Annotated in this window: 15 protein-coding genes; 11 read left to right on the plus strand and 4 right to left on the minus strand. The window is 57.9% G+C overall.

Translation table 11 applies throughout. From position 1 onward, the window contains the following. Positions 1-80: 80 nt before the first annotated feature. Genes ACPT9Q_RS04525 through ilvE form a run of 4 tightly spaced genes read right to left on the minus strand, consistent with a single transcriptional unit; the run spans position 81 to position 4,223 of the window. Positions 81-1,850 (minus strand): family 10 glycosylhydrolase, encoded by a 1,770-nt coding sequence (locus tag ACPT9Q_RS04525; RefSeq protein ID WP_427366496.1) that lies wholly within the window; start codon positions 1,848-1,850, stop codon positions 81-83. A gap of 5 nt (positions 1,851-1,855) precedes the next feature. Then, positions 1,856-2,962 (minus strand): MFS transporter, encoded by a 1,107-nt coding sequence (locus ACPT9Q_RS04530; RefSeq protein WP_427366497.1) that lies wholly within the window; start codon positions 2,960-2,962, stop codon positions 1,856-1,858. A gap of 46 nt (positions 2,963-3,008) precedes the next feature. Beyond that, a complete protein-coding gene (locus ACPT9Q_RS04535) occupies positions 3,009-3,290 on the minus strand; it encodes a hypothetical protein (RefSeq protein WP_017872547.1) in 282 nt (93 codons plus the stop codon). A gap of 15 nt (positions 3,291-3,305) precedes the next feature. Continuing rightward, positions 3,306-4,223 carry a branched-chain-amino-acid transaminase gene (gene ilvE, locus ACPT9Q_RS04540; protein WP_427366498.1) on the minus strand — a complete coding sequence of 306 codons (918 nt, stop codon included), beginning with the start codon at positions 4,221-4,223 and terminating at the stop codon, positions 3,306-3,308. Between the two features lie 126 nt (positions 4,224-4,349). Here ilvE and ACPT9Q_RS04545 point away from each other — a divergent pair, with 126 nt between their 5' ends. From ACPT9Q_RS04545 to ACPT9Q_RS04595, 11 genes are read left to right on the plus strand one after another with little or no spacing between them, the layout of a single operon-like run. Continuing rightward, a complete protein-coding gene (locus ACPT9Q_RS04545; protein WP_051040746.1) occupies positions 4,350-5,618 on the plus strand; it encodes an AMP-binding protein in 1,269 nt (422 codons plus the stop codon). Beyond that, positions 5,615-6,031 carry an ACT domain-containing protein gene (locus tag ACPT9Q_RS04550; RefSeq protein ID WP_017872550.1) on the plus strand — a complete coding sequence of 139 codons (417 nt, stop codon included), beginning with the start codon at positions 5,615-5,617 and terminating at the stop codon, positions 6,029-6,031. The genes ACPT9Q_RS04545 and ACPT9Q_RS04550 overlap by 4 nt, the downstream gene beginning before the upstream one ends. Position 6,032: 1 nt before the next feature. Further along, positions 6,033-7,361: a tagaturonate epimerase family protein gene (locus ACPT9Q_RS04555; protein WP_427366499.1), complete on the plus strand. Its 1,329-nt coding sequence runs from the start codon at positions 6,033-6,035 to the stop codon at positions 7,359-7,361. A gap of 55 nt (positions 7,362-7,416) precedes the next feature. Further along, the gene (locus tag ACPT9Q_RS04560; protein WP_017872552.1) at positions 7,417-7,950 is read left to right on the plus strand and encodes a GNAT family N-acetyltransferase; all 534 of its coding nucleotides are present in this window, start codon (positions 7,417-7,419) and stop codon (positions 7,948-7,950) included. Then, positions 7,931-8,944: a M20 family metallopeptidase gene (locus tag ACPT9Q_RS04565; RefSeq protein WP_427366500.1), complete on the plus strand. Its 1,014-nt coding sequence runs from the start codon at positions 7,931-7,933 to the stop codon at positions 8,942-8,944. The genes ACPT9Q_RS04560 and ACPT9Q_RS04565 overlap by 20 nt, the downstream gene beginning before the upstream one ends. A 31-nt stretch (positions 8,945-8,975) precedes the next feature. Next, the gene (locus ACPT9Q_RS04570; protein WP_017872554.1) at positions 8,976-9,974 is read left to right on the plus strand and encodes an acyl-CoA dehydratase activase-related protein; all 999 of its coding nucleotides are present in this window, start codon (positions 8,976-8,978) and stop codon (positions 9,972-9,974) included. Further along, positions 9,940-11,061 carry an acyl-CoA dehydratase activase-related protein gene (locus ACPT9Q_RS04575; RefSeq protein ID WP_427366501.1) on the plus strand — a complete coding sequence of 374 codons (1,122 nt, stop codon included), beginning with the start codon at positions 9,940-9,942 and terminating at the stop codon, positions 11,059-11,061. The genes ACPT9Q_RS04570 and ACPT9Q_RS04575 overlap by 35 nt, the downstream gene beginning before the upstream one ends. Further along, positions 11,039-12,085, plus strand: coding sequence for an acyl-CoA dehydratase activase (locus ACPT9Q_RS04580; protein WP_017872556.1), 1,047 nt, complete (start codon positions 11,039-11,041; stop codon positions 12,083-12,085). The genes ACPT9Q_RS04575 and ACPT9Q_RS04580 overlap by 23 nt, the downstream gene beginning before the upstream one ends. Further along, entirely contained in the window at positions 12,078-13,061 is a 984-nt protein-coding gene (locus tag ACPT9Q_RS04585; protein ID WP_427366503.1) for a diguanylate cyclase, read from the plus strand. Before ACPT9Q_RS04580 ends, ACPT9Q_RS04585 begins: the two co-directional genes overlap by 8 nt. Continuing rightward, entirely contained in the window at positions 13,061-14,149 is a 1,089-nt protein-coding gene (locus ACPT9Q_RS04590) for a hypothetical protein (protein ID WP_427366505.1), read from the plus strand. Before ACPT9Q_RS04585 ends, ACPT9Q_RS04590 begins: the two co-directional genes overlap by 1 nt. A gap of 13 nt (positions 14,150-14,162) precedes the next feature. Continuing rightward, positions 14,163-14,942, plus strand: a complete 780-nt coding sequence (locus tag ACPT9Q_RS04595; RefSeq protein ID WP_017872559.1) for a hypothetical protein — start codon at positions 14,163-14,165, stop codon at positions 14,940-14,942. Positions 14,943-15,008: the final 66 nt, after the last annotated feature.

A 15,008-nucleotide genomic window follows, 5' to 3' on the forward strand; every position in this document is an offset into this window, starting at 1 on the left:
TCTGACGAGCGAAAATCCCCTCCTTGCACCTATAGGGGGGCTGCCTTCCCGCAGAGAGGCGGCTCCCCTATAGGTGTTTCTTAGGGCCCAAATTCCAGGGTTCCGAAAAAGAACGAGGCCCCGTAGATTCCGGGTACCTCCGTCCAGGTGGAGAATTCTCCCTGCGTCAGGTCATTCCGGCAAAAGTTCACCCCGAAGCACTCCCCCACCCGGGGAGTACCCCGGCCAAGCGTTTTGAAGGGTATGGCCATCTCCACAACCGTTGCCCCCACCACCTCTGCCACGCCCACCTGCCAGGTTCCATCAAAACGGGCTCCCAGGAAGGAAGAGCCGTCGTACTGCGTCCCGAGGAAGTTCGCTGCAAACTGGAAGAAGAAGCTCCGGCTTGCCCAGGGGTCGAGGAAGAGTTCCACCGAGTCGTCGTAGAACACCGGGCCGTCGCGCCGGGTGATTTTCCCCTCGCGCGATGCCCCCCAGAGGACAAAGGCCACATAGAGGCATTCCTCATCGTAAAGAACGGCGATTTTCGTGTCCCGGGAGGGCTTCCCTCCCACGATGAGGGTAAAATCTCCCTGCCAGTCCGCTTCCCGCCAGAGTTCCTCAAGTACCCCGTCCACCACACAGGGCGCGTCCACCCTCTTTGCCCTTATGGTCCGGCGTTTTTCAAGGAAATCCTGAGGATCAAGGGGCGAAAAGACGAGGCGAGGGAAATCTTCCTTTCCAGGAGGTGGAGAAAAAGTGGCGAAAGCATCCCGGGAAAGGGCAGCAAGAAGGTCGTCTCCAAGGTAGGGATAGGCGAAAAGGACAACGCCACAGGGAGTGTGCTCTCGAGCTCTCTGGATTTCCTCGAAAACGGTGGCCGCATCCATCCCCATGCACCACACCCCTGCACAGAACGGGACCCCCCGCAGGAACGTCCGAACAAAGCGCAGCATTCCCTCGAATTCCTGCGGTCGGGAACTGTAGGTCATGGGGACGAGGAAATCGAAAATCCCTTTCCTTCCCCAGGTGGGCCAGTCCTGCAAAAACCCCGGATACCCTTCAAGGGGAAAGCCAAAGGGTTTCACCGCACAGGAAAGAAGGAGTTCTGGCCGGAGGCGGCGGAGGTGTGCCGAAAGGGAAGCGGCAAAGTCCGAAAGTTCCCTTGCTCTGAAGGCCACCCATTCCCGGTAAGCCTCGAAGTCTTCCACCGGATCAAGGGCAAGGGGGTCGAACCCTTTCACTCTCCGGAACGCCTGACGGCAGGCTTCACAGTAACAGGTATCGGCGATGGTGGGGTCAGGGAAACGGAAGTAATCGAGGTGTACCCCGTCAAGGTCGTAGCGTTCCACAACCTCCCCAAGAAGTCCCCGATAAAACTCGAGTACCCCCTCATGCAGGGGGCACACGAAAAAGAACCGCTTGCCCCCCTGGGTGTACCCGGACGACCCATCCCGGTTCCGGGCCGCCCACTGGGGAAAAGTCGAAAGCACGGGTCCCGGCGCATCAAGCCCTACGTAGAACATATGGAACCAGGCGTGAACCTGCATGTTGCGCCGATGGGCCTCCTCGATGAACACCCTGAGGGGGTCAAACCCAGGACGCCTGAAATGCTCCATCTGTGCGGAAAGGCCGGCACTTTCAAGGAACTCCGAAGGGTAGATGGTCTCCCCCCGGTAGAAGGATTCCACAAAGAGGGCGTTGAAGTGTGCCCGGGAAAGCCGCTCCACCATGTGCCGTACACCCGCTTCATCCCCCGGAATACTCCGCACGTCAATCCAGACACCCCGAAGCTCAGAAAACTCCCCGGCATAAGCCAGCATGCCAAAACCAAAAATCAGTAAAAGCCCAAGAAGAAACCGCCGCAGCATCCCCATCACCCCTTTTCTGCGTGGAGAGGACGCACAAAAAGAAGAAAGAGAGCCACCACCATTCCCAGGACACCCACTGTCCTGAGCACGAACGCAACGCTATCCCCAAAAGCACTGGCAAAAAGGAAACTCAGGAGATTGCCAAAGGACCAGGCAAGCCCCATGGCCACCGAAGAAGCGAAAACCCGGTGTTCTGGAAGGATTTCCTGAGCCTCGTGGACGTTGACGCTCATGGTGAGAAAAGCTGAAAAGTCGGCGCTGAGTGAGAGGAGGAAAAGTCCAGGGATACTCCGCATCACCGGAAGGAAGAAGAGTCCCACCCCAAGACCGATGAAGGAGAGAAAGTTCACTACCCAGATGGGGAAAACCCGGGCAAGACGCACACCGAGGAAATTGGCGAAAAACCCCACAAGCACCCCAAAGGACAGAAGCATCCCCCCAAGGACAAAAGACGCAAAGGTCGCCACGTAGAGGGGGAGGAAGGTGTGAAAAAGGGATATAAAAAAGGTGCGAATGCCCACAAGGAGAAACACCGAAAAGAGCATCCGGAAAAGGCGCCAGGAAAACTCAGCGTGGGGGACATGGAGGCTGATCCCTCTGAACCTCCAGAAACCAAAACTCAAAAGCCCCCACAGCAAAAGAACTACCCAGACGATGGCAGAAAGGGAAAAGCGAGAGGCAAACCAGGTGATGAAAAGCGGCCCCACGGCTCCCCCCGCAATGCCCCCGGCGGTGAAAAACGCCACCCCGGAGGCGTTCCCCCGCATCCCCGAAAGTGCCGCCCCCACGGGATGGAAAGAGGCATTCGCGAGGAAAAGCAAAAGAAAGGCGCCGAAAAGCAAGACAAAAGAGAGTGGCAAAGCGAAAAGCGAAAGCGCCAGGGCAACACCGGAGAGGGAGAGATAGAGGCTCAGGAGGTGGTTACTCATCCTCCCGGCCCAGAGGGCAAAAAGGGGCTGGGTGAGCGACCCGAGGAACCCCAAAGCCGTGATGGCCATAGATACCGTCTTCGTGCTCAGGTGGTAGTGTTCCACAAAATACGGACCAAGCGGCGCCGGAAAAGAACTCGCCCAGTCAACAAAGAAATGAAAGAGAAAAAGGAGAAAAGCCATGGTAAAAGGGGTGTTCCTGCCCCGGACTTCCGGGGCAGGAAAGCCTTCAAGATGAGAGGGTCTTCAAAAGCTCAGGGCGTTTCCGGACAAGGTACAGCACGCCACCCCATGCGGCAAGGATGGCCCCGGTGATCACGCCACCGATGAAGAGGTCTCGGGAGATATCCTCCGAAATGAGGAAGAGCTCGCCGTTCAGAAGGTGGTCGATGACCCCAAAGAGCGCCCCTCCCCAGAAGAGCAGGTTGAGCCAGAACATCCTGAGGCTTTTTGTCCGCTTCCAGAGAATCGAGGTGATGATGGCTCCCGAAAGCGGTCCCACGTAGCACATATGCCTTCCTCCTCTCTACGGGTTGACATAGGTCAACCAGTGTTCGTACTTCTCTTCATCCCCTCGAACCACCCGGAAGAACACCTCCTGGAGTCTCCGGGTGACAGGCCCGGGCTTCCCCTCGCCAATCCTCCGCCCGTCAATCTCCACGATGGGCGTGATTTCTGCAGCAGTGCCCGTGAAGAAGGCCTCATCCGCAAGGTAGAGGTCATCCCGGGTACAGAGGGTCTCCCGCACGGGGATTCCAAGGTCCTCGGCAAGGCGCATGACCGTGTCGCGCGTGATCCCAAGGAGGATGGAGTAGGGGTGCGGCGTGTAGAGGACGCCGTCCTTCACGTAGAAGATATTCTCTCCACTCCCTTCCGCCACAAAGCCATGGGCATCAAGGAGAATAGCCTCGTCGTACCCGAGTTCTTTGGCCTCGAGTTTCGCCAGGGCAGAATTGAGGTAGTTCGCACTCGTTTTGGCCCGGGGAGAACCGGAGTTGGCGTAAATGCGGACATAGGAGGAAATCTTGGCCCGAATTCCTTCCTTCAGGGCTTTATCCCCCATGTAGGCTCCCCAGCACCAGGCAGCAATAGCGCAGTCCACTTCACAGCGGCTTGGGTCCACCCCCATCTCGCCATACCCCCGGAAAACTACCGGGCGGATGTAACACTCCTCGACCTCATTCGCCCGCACGGTCTCCACAATGGCTTCTTCGATTTCCTGAGGGGTGTAGGGAATGCTCATTTTGATGATGTGGGCAGAGTCAAAGAGACGTCGCACGTGTTCTTTGAGGCGAAAGATGGCCGGGCCTTTTTGTGTTTTGTAGCAGCGGATACCCTCAAAAACCGCCGTCCCGTAGTGGAGTGCATGGGTCAAAACGTGGGTTGTTGCTTCCTTCCAGTCCACGAGTTTCCCGTTTCTCCAGATGAGTCGGAGCTCCTGCATCTTCCCACTCCTGCCTTTCTCCTCTTCCCTTTTCGCTGTCTTTATTGTATTGTACACAGTGAAAAAAGGAAGGGGGTGACGCCTACGTTCTGGGACGAATATTTTGAACTTTTGCCCCGAGAAGAGATGGAGAAAATCCAGCTCAACCGCCTGAAAAAGGTCCTCATCCGGGCATACCACAGCCTCCCGTACTACCGGGAAAAGCTCGAAGACGCCGGGGTGAATGTGTACGACATCCACTCCCTTGAGGACCTCAAGTACCTCCCCTTTACAACCAAGGACGATCTCCGGCGGGCATATCCCTTCGGGGCCATTGCCGAGCCCATGCGGAACATTGTCCGCATCCACTCCTCATCGGGAACCACCGGGACCGCTACCGTCGTCGGCTACACCAGGAAAGACATCGATACCTGGGCTGAGCTCATGGCCCGGACGCTGTGCGGCTGCGGGGTCACAGCCGAAGACGTCATCCAGGTGGCCTTTGGGTACGGCCTTTTCACCGGAGGCCTTGGTGTTCACTACGGAGCAGAGAAACTCGGCGCTACTGTCGTCCCCATGTCCACCGGGAATACCCTTCGGCAAATCCAGATCATGCGGGATTTCGGGGTTTCAGTACTCTGCTGCACTCCGTCTTATGCCCTGTACCTTGCTGAAGTCGCCCGGGAAAACGGCATTGACTGGGGAAAGACGAAGCTCCGCCTGGGGATTTTCGGGGCCGAGCCCTGGTCGGAGGAAATGCGGGCAGAAATCGAGCGGAAGCTCCCCATCAGGGCCTGTGACATCTACGGGCTCAGCGAGGTCATTGGGCCCGGAGTAGCCTTTGAGTGTGAAGCGCGGTGTGGCCTCCATATCTCTGAAGACCACTTCCTTCCTGAAGTCATCGATCCCCAGACGGGAAAGGTCCTGCCTCCAGGGGAGGTGGGAGAACTCGTCTTCACCACCCTCACCAAGGAGGGTACCCCGGTCATTCGCTACCGCACCGGAGACCTCTCTGCCCTCATGTACGAGCCGTGCTCCTGTGGCCGGACACTCGTGCGCATGAAGCGGGTGGCATCCCGCACCGACGATATGCTCATCATCCGGGGAGTGAACGTGTATCCTTCTCAAATCGAAAGCGTCCTTTTGAGCTTTGACGGTGTTGAGCCCCACTACCAGATTGTGGTCCGGCGGGAGAATTACCTCGATCTTCTCGAGGTCCAGGTGGAGGTGGCACCCCAGTTCTTCTCTGACGAGGTGAAAGTCCTGGAGCGCCTCAAAAAGCAGATCGAAGAACGCCTCAAAGCTGAGCTCAACATCCACTGTGAGGTGAAACTCTTAGAACCCAAATCCCTGACTCGAAGTGAAGGGAAAGCCAGACGGGTCGTGGACCTGCGGAAAAAAGAGGGGATGGCATGAAGCAGATTTCAGTGTTCCTTGAGAACAGGCCGGGAAGTCTCTACGCGGTGCTCAAAAAACTCAAGGAGTGGAACGTTAACCTGCGAGCCCTGTCTTTAGCCGATACGGCAGAGTTCGGTGTTCTGCGCTTCATCGTGGAGCACCCCGAGGACCTTGTGACCAGACTCAAGGAGGAAAATTTTGCCGCCACGCTCACCGAGGTCCTCGCTGTAGGGGTGGAGGACCGCCCCGGGGGACTCTGTGACGTGGTAGAAGTCCTCACCCAGCAGGGAATCTCCATTGAATACCTCTACGCTTTTGTCTCTCCAAAAGGCGACCGGGCCTATGTCGTCCTGCGGGTGGAGGATCTCGAAACAGCAAAGAAAATCCTTGAAGAGAAAGGCATTCCGGTCATAGAGCACCTCACCTTTTAGGATGGTTGAGGAACTGGAGCAGAGTATTCGCCAGATTGCCGAACGTCTGGGACAGGAACTCCGTTGTTCTTTTGTGTTCTCCGGAAAAGACCGGGTGCTTTTCCCCCTCGAATCCCGGGGAGCGCAGTATTTTGGCGTTCTCTCCCTGGAAGAACCTCCCTTTGAAGGGAAGCTTGTGACCCTGGACTTTCAGGGGAAGAGGTTCTCCGTTTTCCCCTTCACCCTGGGCAATGCCCGCAGCCTGCGGGATGTCATTCCGGAACTCACCCCCACGACACTCTGCGGGGAGGTGTCCTGGGGCGTGGTGGAGGAGAGCCCTGCGCTCCTCTCCCTGGTCTTTGGCGCCCTCTGGGAAAAGGGGGTTTTCCCACTTTCCGGGACATGTACCGCTGAGGGAAAGAGAGAAGAACTCGAAAAAGCCTTGCGGTCCTCCCTCTGGGGTGCCTTTGCAGGAGGAGGACGGGGGAAGTTCGGGGTGTTTTCTCAGGAAAAAGCCTGGCAGTTTTTCAAAGAAGCGTCGTTTCTGGGGTACACGGTGTACATCCTCGAGGGCGAAGGGTACGTGAGGAAGGAGGTATTCGCCTGGGAGGAATCGCAACTTAGAGAGGCTTTCTTCCGCATGTCTTCCAGGGAAAAAGAGACCTGGAAGCGCTACCGTGATCGGAGCTTCCGCTTCTCCCAGGATTTCGTGCTCTCCTTCCCTGAAGAGCACTGCCTGCGATTGCTTTTTGCCTATTTTCCGCTTCTTGACATCCTGGAGGAAGCTTTCGCGTTCCTTGAAAACCAGGACATTCCCTTTGACCTTGGCGTATCTTTCGAAAAACTCCCTCCTGAAGCGCACTTTTTCCTTGCCGAGGAACTCCACCGCCGGGGAGTGGACTTCCACGTCCTGTTCCCGGGGATTCCGGAAGGGGACCATGATCCTTCCTTCCATATCCTCCTTGCCCGTACCATCGGTGGATACCGTCTGGGGTTCTCCTGTCGCGATCCGGAATCCTTACCTTCTTTCCCGGAAGACTGGAGATCGCTCTACCTTTTCTCGGCGCATCCGGGATTCCCCGCACTCCTTGAGGTCATCGCCCTGCAGGATCCCGATTTCCTCCGCCGCCTCCTTCAGGAAGCCCTCGAGGCACCCGGAGCGCTCTCTGCCCTTGAAGCCGTGCCCGACCGGGAACTCCCCGGCATCCTGGAAAAACCATCCCTTCGCAACGCGGTGCGGAATGCAGCTCCGCTCCTTTTCACCCGCCACAGAGAAACCCTCGAGGCGTACCTCTTTGCCTTCGAAAACGAAATCGCCCGGAGGCTCCGTGAACACCTGAACCTCCGATGAAAATGGGTGTGTACTTTTTCCGGCAGGCTTTCTATAATGGTGATGTGGATCATTTATGGAGGAGCTCTGCATCACGACCCTCACGGAAAAAGAACTCGAGGAAGCGATGCCAGCACTCGTCTCCCTCTACCAGCGAGCCTATGCTGCACTTCCCGAATACGGGTACCATCTCCCTCAGCGCATCGAAGGGTACATCCGCTGGCTGTGGCGAGGGGACCCAAAGGGGTTCTTCGTGGCCCGCCTTGGGGAACGTATCGTCGGATTCATCGGCGTGCACTCCCGGTGGTGGGAGGACGGGGAACTCTTCGGGGAGGTCCACGAATTTGTTGTAGATCCCGACTTTCAGGGAAGGGGCATTGGGAGCGCCCTTTTCGCCCATGCCCTGGAGTACCTCGAGAGGTCCGGGAGGACGAAGATTGGCCTGTGGGTGGGAGAGAAAAACGACAGCGCCATTCAGTTCTACCTCCGGCGGGGCTTCCAGAAATCCGGCCAGTACGGGAAATGGGTCCGCATGGTGAAGGAGGTGACGGTCTCTGTATCTCCTCGAGATTCTGGAGAAACTCCTTCTTTTGGGCGGAGGAAGCGGTGAAGAATTCCCGGTGCTCCAGTGGATTGCCTCGTTTCTTGAGGACTGCGGGTTCGAGGACCTCCACTGGCAGGAGTACGACCCGGGGAAGTGGAACCTCTACGCCCGGCGGGGGACCTCGCCGTTCCTCATAGCCACCCATGTGGACGTGCACTACGCCGGACGAAAGCGGGATTTCATCGTGCGGGATGGCTTTGTCTTCGGCGCTGGAGTCCTGGATACCCGGGGGCAGATTGCGGCGCTCCTTGATGCCGTGCAGCGTACCACAAGCCCCGCAGAACTCGTGTTCTTCTCTGAGGAAGAAACCACAGGAGCAGGCTCCTGGCATTTTGAACCCCACAGGCCCTTTGAGGGCGCTCTGGTCCTTGAGCCTACAAGCTTCAGCCTCTGCGTGGCCCTGGCCGGGGACGTGGAGGTGCGGTTCTTCATCGAGGGCTTGAGCGGCCACGGGGCATATCCTCATGCGGCGCAGAACGCCATCACACTGGCCATGGAGGTGGCCCGGGAATGCGAGGATATCGTGGCTTCTTTTGCCCGGCATCCCCTCTTCGTCCCTCCCCTCCGCCTGATGCTGGGGAAAATCGAGGGGGGCGAGTCGAGTTACGTTATCCCGGAGCGCTGTATGCTCGAATGTGCGCTCCCTTTCCCGCCTCCCTACGGTGTTGAAGAGGTTAAGGAGCGAGTCTTAGCCCTGACCAGGCGGTACCCCCTGCAGGTGGTATTCCTCGATACGAACCCGGCGTTTTCCATTGCCCCCGAAAACCCCGTTGTCGTCCGTCTCAGGAGCGCTCTGGAACAGGTCGACGCAAGGGGGGCGGTGTACGCCGGGATGCCCTCCTGGACCGATGCGACGTATCTTGCCATGCGCGGGGTTCCAAGCGTGGTCTTCGGCGCAGGGGACCTCGCCCTGGCTCACTCAGAAAGAGAGTGCGTGAGCATCGCGGAACTCGAGAGGCTCCGGGAAGTCTTTTTGTCTTTTCTTGGTTCTACGGTATAATAAAGTAGCGTCACCATTGGGAGGAAGAGGTATGCGCGTCGGCATTCCCCGGGGATTGCTATTCTATCGCTTTTTTGCGCTCTGGAAAACGTTCCTCGAAGAACTCGGGGTGGAAGTGGTGGTTTCCCCACCCTCGAACAAGGCCATCATCCAGCATGGCCTTGTGTACGGGGTTGAGGAAATCTGCTTTCCCGTGAAGGTTTTCCTCGGGCATGCGTACACCCTCCTTGGGAAAGTCGATGCCCTCTTCATCCCCCGGATGGTGAGCTTCCACAAAAACGAGTACAACTGCCCGAAAATCCTGGGGCTTCCTGATCTCGTGCGGAATCTCTTTCAGGTGAAAAGCGAAGCCATCATCGACGAGGAAATCAACATGCGGGACCGGGGAATCCGGGGATGGTGGGAGGGATTTCTGGCCATCGGGCGGCGATTCACCCGGGATGACAGGAAAATCGTTCGGGCCCTGAACCGTGCAGAACAGGCCCACCGGGAGTACCGGAGAAAGCTCCGGGAAGGATTTCTTCCTGAGAATCTCATCGACCACCGACCCGTTCTCCCCCAAAGGGAAAAACGGGTTGTGCTTCTGGGACATCCGTACCTCCTTGGTGACAGCTACATCAACATGAACATCGTACGGAAAATCTATGACCTCGGGTACTCGGTGATCACCCCGGACATGGTCCCCGAAAGGGCCATACGGAAGGCCCTTGCCATTCTTCCTAAGGCGAGTTTCTGGACTATCTCGAACGAAATCGTGGGTACGGCGTTCTCGTTCCTCAAAAAGGAAGACCCAAGCGTCCGGGGCTTTGTGCACCTCGTCTCTTTCGAATGCGGGCCGGATTCCCTGGTTGGTGAGGTCGTCGAGCGGTACATCAAGCGGGAGAAACGATCCTTCCCGTACCTGCGCCTGGAGATTGACGAGCACACTGGGGAAGCAGGGCTTGTGACGCGTCTTGAGGCCTTTGTGGACATGATGGAGTGGAGGAACGCCCACCATGCGAGCTACCTTCCCACACCTTCTGCACCTTGACGTGGCCCTGGGTATTCTCTACCCCAGTCTGGGTATTGAGATCGTTCCACCTCCACCAATCACCCAGAAGACTATCGAAATCGGGGTGAAACTCGCGCCTCAAAATGCCTGTTTCCCCCTGAAGGTGACCCTGGGCAACTTCATCGAGGCGATTGAGCGGGGGGCTGATACCATCTTCATGGTCGGGGGCGTGGGGCCATGTCGCTTCGGATACTACGGGCAGATTCAGCGAATCATCCTTGAAGATTTGGGGTACAGGGTGCGGTTTGTCCTTTTAGACCACCCCCGGTATGGCATGCGGTCGTTCCTCTCGGCCCTCCGGGCCATGACGGGGGGGCGGCTGTTTCTGCCTGAAATCGTCCGGGTTGCCCGCCTGAGCTTTGCGGTGTTGCGCTTCACCGAAGAGCTCGAAGCCCACCGGCGGGCACTGCGCTGCCAGGTGAAGGACCCCCAGGAACTCGACCGGGTCATCGATGGAACCATTGAAGCCCTGCGACAGGTAAAGACTTTCGGAGAACTCGAGGCGCTCAAAACAGGCGCCCTGGAGAAACTCAACGCCCTCCCCCGGAATGGGAGAAAAGACTTCCTGAAGGTAGGGATTGTTGGGGAGGTGTACATCGCCCAGGAGACGCGGGTGAACTTCAACGTGGAAAAACTCCTTGGTGATCTTGGGGTGTACGTCCACAACTCGGTCTCAACGGTGGAGTACGTCCTCCACACCTTTCGGCCCTTCACCCGCTCTCGAGAGAAACTCGAAGCCTGGGAACTTGCAAAACCCTACCTCAAGCGGTTCGTGGGGGGAGAGGGCATCGACAGCGTGGGGAGCGCCATCCGCTACGCCCGGGAGGGCTTCGACGGGGTGGTGCACCTGTATCCTTTCACCTGCATGCCAGAGATCGTGGCCAAAGGGGTGCTCCAGGCGGTGAGCCGGGATTTCGACCTTCCGGTGCTCCACCTGGCCATCGACGAGCACTCAGGAGAAGCAGGGCTTGTCACCAGGGTGGAGGCCTTTGTGGATGTTCTCGAGCGGAGAAAACAGGAGAAAAAACGGGGGCTGAAGCGGAATGGATCTCTTTCTCGGAGTTGATGTGGGTTCGGTGACCACAAAATTCGTGCTCATGGATAGAGAAAAGCGTATCCTGGCAAGTTGCTACCTCAGGACAAGTGGCGACCCCATCGCCGCCCTGAAAGAGGGTCTGCGCTACATCGAGCACCACATGCCCCAGGGAGGGGTCATCAGGGGTGTGGGCACCACGGGAAGCGCCCGGCACTTAGCCGGAGTCATTGTGGGCGCCGATATCGTGAAAAACGAAATCACCGCCCATGCCGTGGCCGCCATCACCCGGGTTCCCGACGTGCGGACGGTTTTCGAAATCGGTGGGCAGGACTCTAAGCTCATCATTATCCGCAACGGCGTCGTCGAGGACTTTGCCATGAACACCGTCTGTGCTGCCGGAACCGGGTCGTTCCTGGAACACCAGGCAGTTCGCCTCAACGTCCCCATTGAGGAGTTCGGGAAACTCGCCCTCCAGGCCAGGCAGTCGGTCCGGATTGCGGGGCGCTGTACCGTGTTCGCCGAATCGGATATGATCCACAAGCAACAGCTGGGCTTTGGAAAAGCAGAGATTGTGAAAGGGCTCTGTGAGGCCCTGGTGCGGAACTTCATCAATAACCTCGCCTCGGGACGAGAGATTGAAGATCCCATCGTTTTCCAGGGGGGCGTGGCTGCTAACCAGGGAATGGTGCAGGCTTTCCGGGATTTCTTCGGAGGGAAAAAGCGCATCATCGTCCCTCCAGAACACGGCGTCATGGGAGCATGGGGTGCGGCAATTCTCGCCATGGAATACGCCCCTCAAGAAACGGCCTTCCAGGGGTTCTCAGTTGTGGAACGGAACTTCAAAAGCCGGAGCTTCATCTGCACCGACTGCCCCAACGCCTGCGAAATTGTGGTCCTCAAGGAAGACGACCGGGTGAAAGCCCTCTGGGGCAGCCGCTGCGGCAAATGGACCCCGGAGACGGCCACGGTTCGCTGCGAGGAAGAGGACGAAACCCTCTCTTCCCTCTCATTATATCCGGGGTGTTCCACAGAAAGGTGCGCCATGCATGGGTGATACGGAAGGGAAAGTTATTGTTGTCGACGACTCCCGGTTCATCCGCTACCTCGTGAAAGACGTCCTCGAGCAGGAAGGGTTCACCGTAACGACCCTTCCCGACGGTCAGGCGCTTCTGGCCTGCAGGGACCTCGAGACGACTGACGTTCTGCTCCTTGACGTCGTCCTTCCAGACATCGACGGGTTCACGTTATGCCGCAAGCTCAGGATGCATCCTGAGCTTGCCCACCTGCCGATTATCTTCCTTACCGCCCTCGAAACGCAGGACGCCAGAGTGAAGAGTTTTGAGGTGGGAGGGAACGATTACCTGGTCAAGCCCATCCACCCTCAAGAACTTTTAGCCCGGGTCAGGACCCATGTGAAGCTGCGGAAGTATCTGAGGGAACTTGAGGAGAAGAACCGCAAACTCGAGGAGCTCACCGCTGAGCTGGAACACCTGGCCTTCTTTGACGCTCTCACCGGTATTCCCAACCGTCGTTCCTTTGACCAGCGCCTTGCAGAGATGGAGGCCAACCACCTCCGCTACGGGACCCCCTACGCCCTCATCGTCATCGACATCGACCACTTCAAGTACTACAACGACGTCCTTGGACACCACAGGGGAGACGAGCTTTTGCGGTCCCTTGCCCAGGTCTTCCTGCGCTCTGTGCGGGGTGGCGATTTCGTGTCCCGCTTCGGCGGGGAAGAGTTCGTGGTCCTCTGCTTCGGCGCCCGGGAAGAGGAGGGCCTGGTGGTGGCCGATCGCCTCAGGAAAAACGTTGAGGAACAGTCTTTCCCCCACCCCAAAAGCCCGATAGCCAAAGTGGTGACGGTTTCCTGCGGTGTCTGTGGCCGGGAGCACGCAAGAAGTGCTACAGACCTCTTCACCCGGGCAGACCGTGCGCTGTACGAGGCCAAAAAGAGAGGACGAAACCGGGTGGTGGCCTTTGAGGAGCTTCAGGAAGAGGAGTGGACAGCAAAGGAGCGTGACGCATAATGCGAAGGGTTTTTGGCTTTACGGTGCTCTGGGTATTCCTTTTTTCGGTGGCTCTGGCCCATGCCCAGGAGGGAACGGTGGTCTCGCCAATCGTGCGGGACCTTGAGGAAATGGAGAAAGTCCTCTATGGGATGCCTCAAAGCGGCAGCGTTCTCGCCCGGGTGGAGAAGATTGAGAGAGACCTCACCGGGGACACCCTCTCCGGAACACTCATGGAACGGGTGGGGCGGCTGAAAGCCTTCATTCTCGATGGTACAAAGGATGAGCCCTCTCTGGCCTTCAAAATGCGGGCCATCCGCCTTACCCTCCGTTCGGAACCACCGAAAAGCGGTGTGCTCCTTGCCGAACTCGAGGAGCTGGAACGCCTGATCTTCGGCGTGGCAAGCAGCGACCCCATTGGTGTTCGGGTGGACCGGCTCTACCGGACCTGTGTGGACCCCACGAAGGCCGCGAGCTTCACCGTCCTCGTCCCTAAAGAGACCCTGGTCAAAATAGCCTTAGAGACCGAGCTCAATTCCGAACGGAACGAAGCGGGAGACCCGGTGCCCTATGTAGTTTTGGAGGACGTGCGGATTGAGGGAGTGCTGGTCATCGCCAAGAACACCCGGGGGCAGGGCAGAATCGTGAAAGTCCGCCGGCGGGGAGCCTTTGGGAGACCGGGACGGATTGAAATCGACTTTGGGACTGTGGAGGCTGTCGATGGGACCCCTATCCCCCTCACCATGGGTGAGCGGGCCATCCAGGAGAACAAGGCCCTGGCGTACGCGGTGGGGGCAAGCATCGCTGGACTCGCCATTTTCGGTCCCGTGGGAGCCGTTGCCGGAGTCTTCGTCCAGGGGGAACCGGCGAGAGTGGAAAAGGGGAAAGAGTTCTACCTCGAGGTTGCGGAAGACCGGGAGGTCGCAGGACCCTTAGAGGTTCCGCATTTCGAAAAGCCTGAGGAGGCATTCCCGTCGGCCACCCCTCTCCCCTCGATTTCTGAGGAGAGCGAGGGCATTGAGGAACTCCCCGAAACCGAGGAGGCTCTCCCTGAGGCCACCCCGACTCCTCAGGTGGAGATTGAAGTGCAACCCTTTGAAGAATGGTAAGGAGAGGTGAGCCATGAGACGCACAGCCGCGAGTGTCCTTCTTGCTCTCTGTATCCTGTGTCTTGGGTTTTCTGCCGCAAAAGCGGAAACCAGGGACTACGAGAAAATCTACAAAGATACGGTGGCCCGGTGGACCCGTTCGGTCACCGTCCGGGAGAGCTTTGCCGTTTCGGCCCTTTTCTGGAACGAAGAGGTGACCCAGGCCTGGGTGGCAAAGTACGGCAAGGAGAATCTCCTCTCTTCTGAAGAGGAGCTCGCGTACCACCGGGACTTCATCCAGCGAGAGCGCCTTAACCGGTACCTCGTCTTTGAAGTCACCCTGAAGAAACTCAAGGGAGCTCCTCTTTATCCTCTGCGCTTTGCCCAGAATACCTACCTCGTGGACGACAAAGGCCGCAAGATTTTCCCTGCCGACTACGATAAGGGGTTTGAGGAAAAGATTCTCCGGGAATTCACGGGAAAAATCTACTTCCCCCGTTTCGACAAAGACGGCAATCCCTTCATCACTCCTGAAACCAGGTACATCGTGCTCCACCTGAGCCAACTCTCTCCCGAAGCCTCGCTCTTTGCCCATGAGGTTGAGCTCCGCTTCGATGACCCCTACATTCCTCCCGACTTTTCCCGGCCGGAGTGGAAACCTGTTCTTGAAGAGGAAATCCTCCGCCTTGAGGAACGTCTGAAGGACCTGGAGTACCGGAAAAAGCAACTTGAAGAGAATCTGAGACAACTCGAGGAAGAGGAGAGGAGGGTCCAGGAGCGCCTCGAAGAGCTCAAAAGGCAGCGTGGACAGTAGCTCTATTTTTCCTTTGGACACCCCTCCTCTTTGCCGGGGAGGGCATCCACATCAAAGCGGCAACCC

This window comes from Candidatus Caldatribacterium saccharofermentans (genome assembly GCF_050267035.1).
Taxonomy (GTDB): Bacteria; Atribacterota; Atribacteria; order Atribacterales; family Caldatribacteriaceae; genus Caldatribacterium; species Caldatribacterium saccharofermentans.

Excerpts from the sequence above, each read along its gene's own strand:
- ACPT9Q_RS04530 (WP_427366497.1), bottom strand. The coding sequence starts at position 2,962 with ATGGCTTTTCTCCTTTTTCTCTTTCATTTCTTTGTTGACTGGGCGAGT.
- ACPT9Q_RS04590 (WP_427366505.1), top strand. The coding sequence starts at position 13,061 with ATGCGAAGGGTTTTTGGCTTTACGGTGCTCTGGGTATTCCTTTTTTCG.
- ACPT9Q_RS04575 (WP_427366501.1), top strand. The coding sequence starts at position 9,940 with ATGCGAGCTACCTTCCCACACCTTCTGCACCTTGACGTGGCCCTGGGT.
- ACPT9Q_RS04560 (WP_017872552.1), top strand. The coding sequence starts at position 7,417 with ATGGAGGAGCTCTGCATCACGACCCTCACGGAAAAAGAACTCGAGGAA.
- ACPT9Q_RS04580 (WP_017872556.1), top strand. The coding sequence starts at position 11,039 with ATGGATCTCTTTCTCGGAGTTGATGTGGGTTCGGTGACCACAAAATTC.
- ACPT9Q_RS04525 (WP_427366496.1), bottom strand. The coding sequence starts at position 1,850 with ATGCTGCGGCGGTTTCTTCTTGGGCTTTTACTGATTTTTGGTTTTGGC.
- ACPT9Q_RS04595 (WP_017872559.1), top strand. The coding sequence starts at position 14,163 with ATGAGACGCACAGCCGCGAGTGTCCTTCTTGCTCTCTGTATCCTGTGT.
- ACPT9Q_RS04585 (WP_427366503.1), top strand. The coding sequence starts at position 12,078 with ATGGGTGATACGGAAGGGAAAGTTATTGTTGTCGACGACTCCCGGTTC.
- ACPT9Q_RS04535 (WP_017872547.1), bottom strand. The coding sequence starts at position 3,290 with ATGTGCTACGTGGGACCGCTTTCGGGAGCCATCATCACCTCGATTCTC.
- ACPT9Q_RS04555 (WP_427366499.1), top strand. The coding sequence starts at position 6,033 with ATGGTTGAGGAACTGGAGCAGAGTATTCGCCAGATTGCCGAACGTCTG.
- ACPT9Q_RS04550 (WP_017872550.1), top strand. The coding sequence starts at position 5,615 with ATGAAGCAGATTTCAGTGTTCCTTGAGAACAGGCCGGGAAGTCTCTAC.
- ACPT9Q_RS04570 (WP_017872554.1), top strand. The coding sequence starts at position 8,976 with ATGCGCGTCGGCATTCCCCGGGGATTGCTATTCTATCGCTTTTTTGCG.
- ilvE (WP_427366498.1), bottom strand. The coding sequence starts at position 4,223 with ATGCAGGAGCTCCGACTCATCTGGAGAAACGGGAAACTCGTGGACTGG.
- ACPT9Q_RS04545 (WP_051040746.1), top strand. The coding sequence starts at position 4,350 with ATGGAGAAAATCCAGCTCAACCGCCTGAAAAAGGTCCTCATCCGGGCA.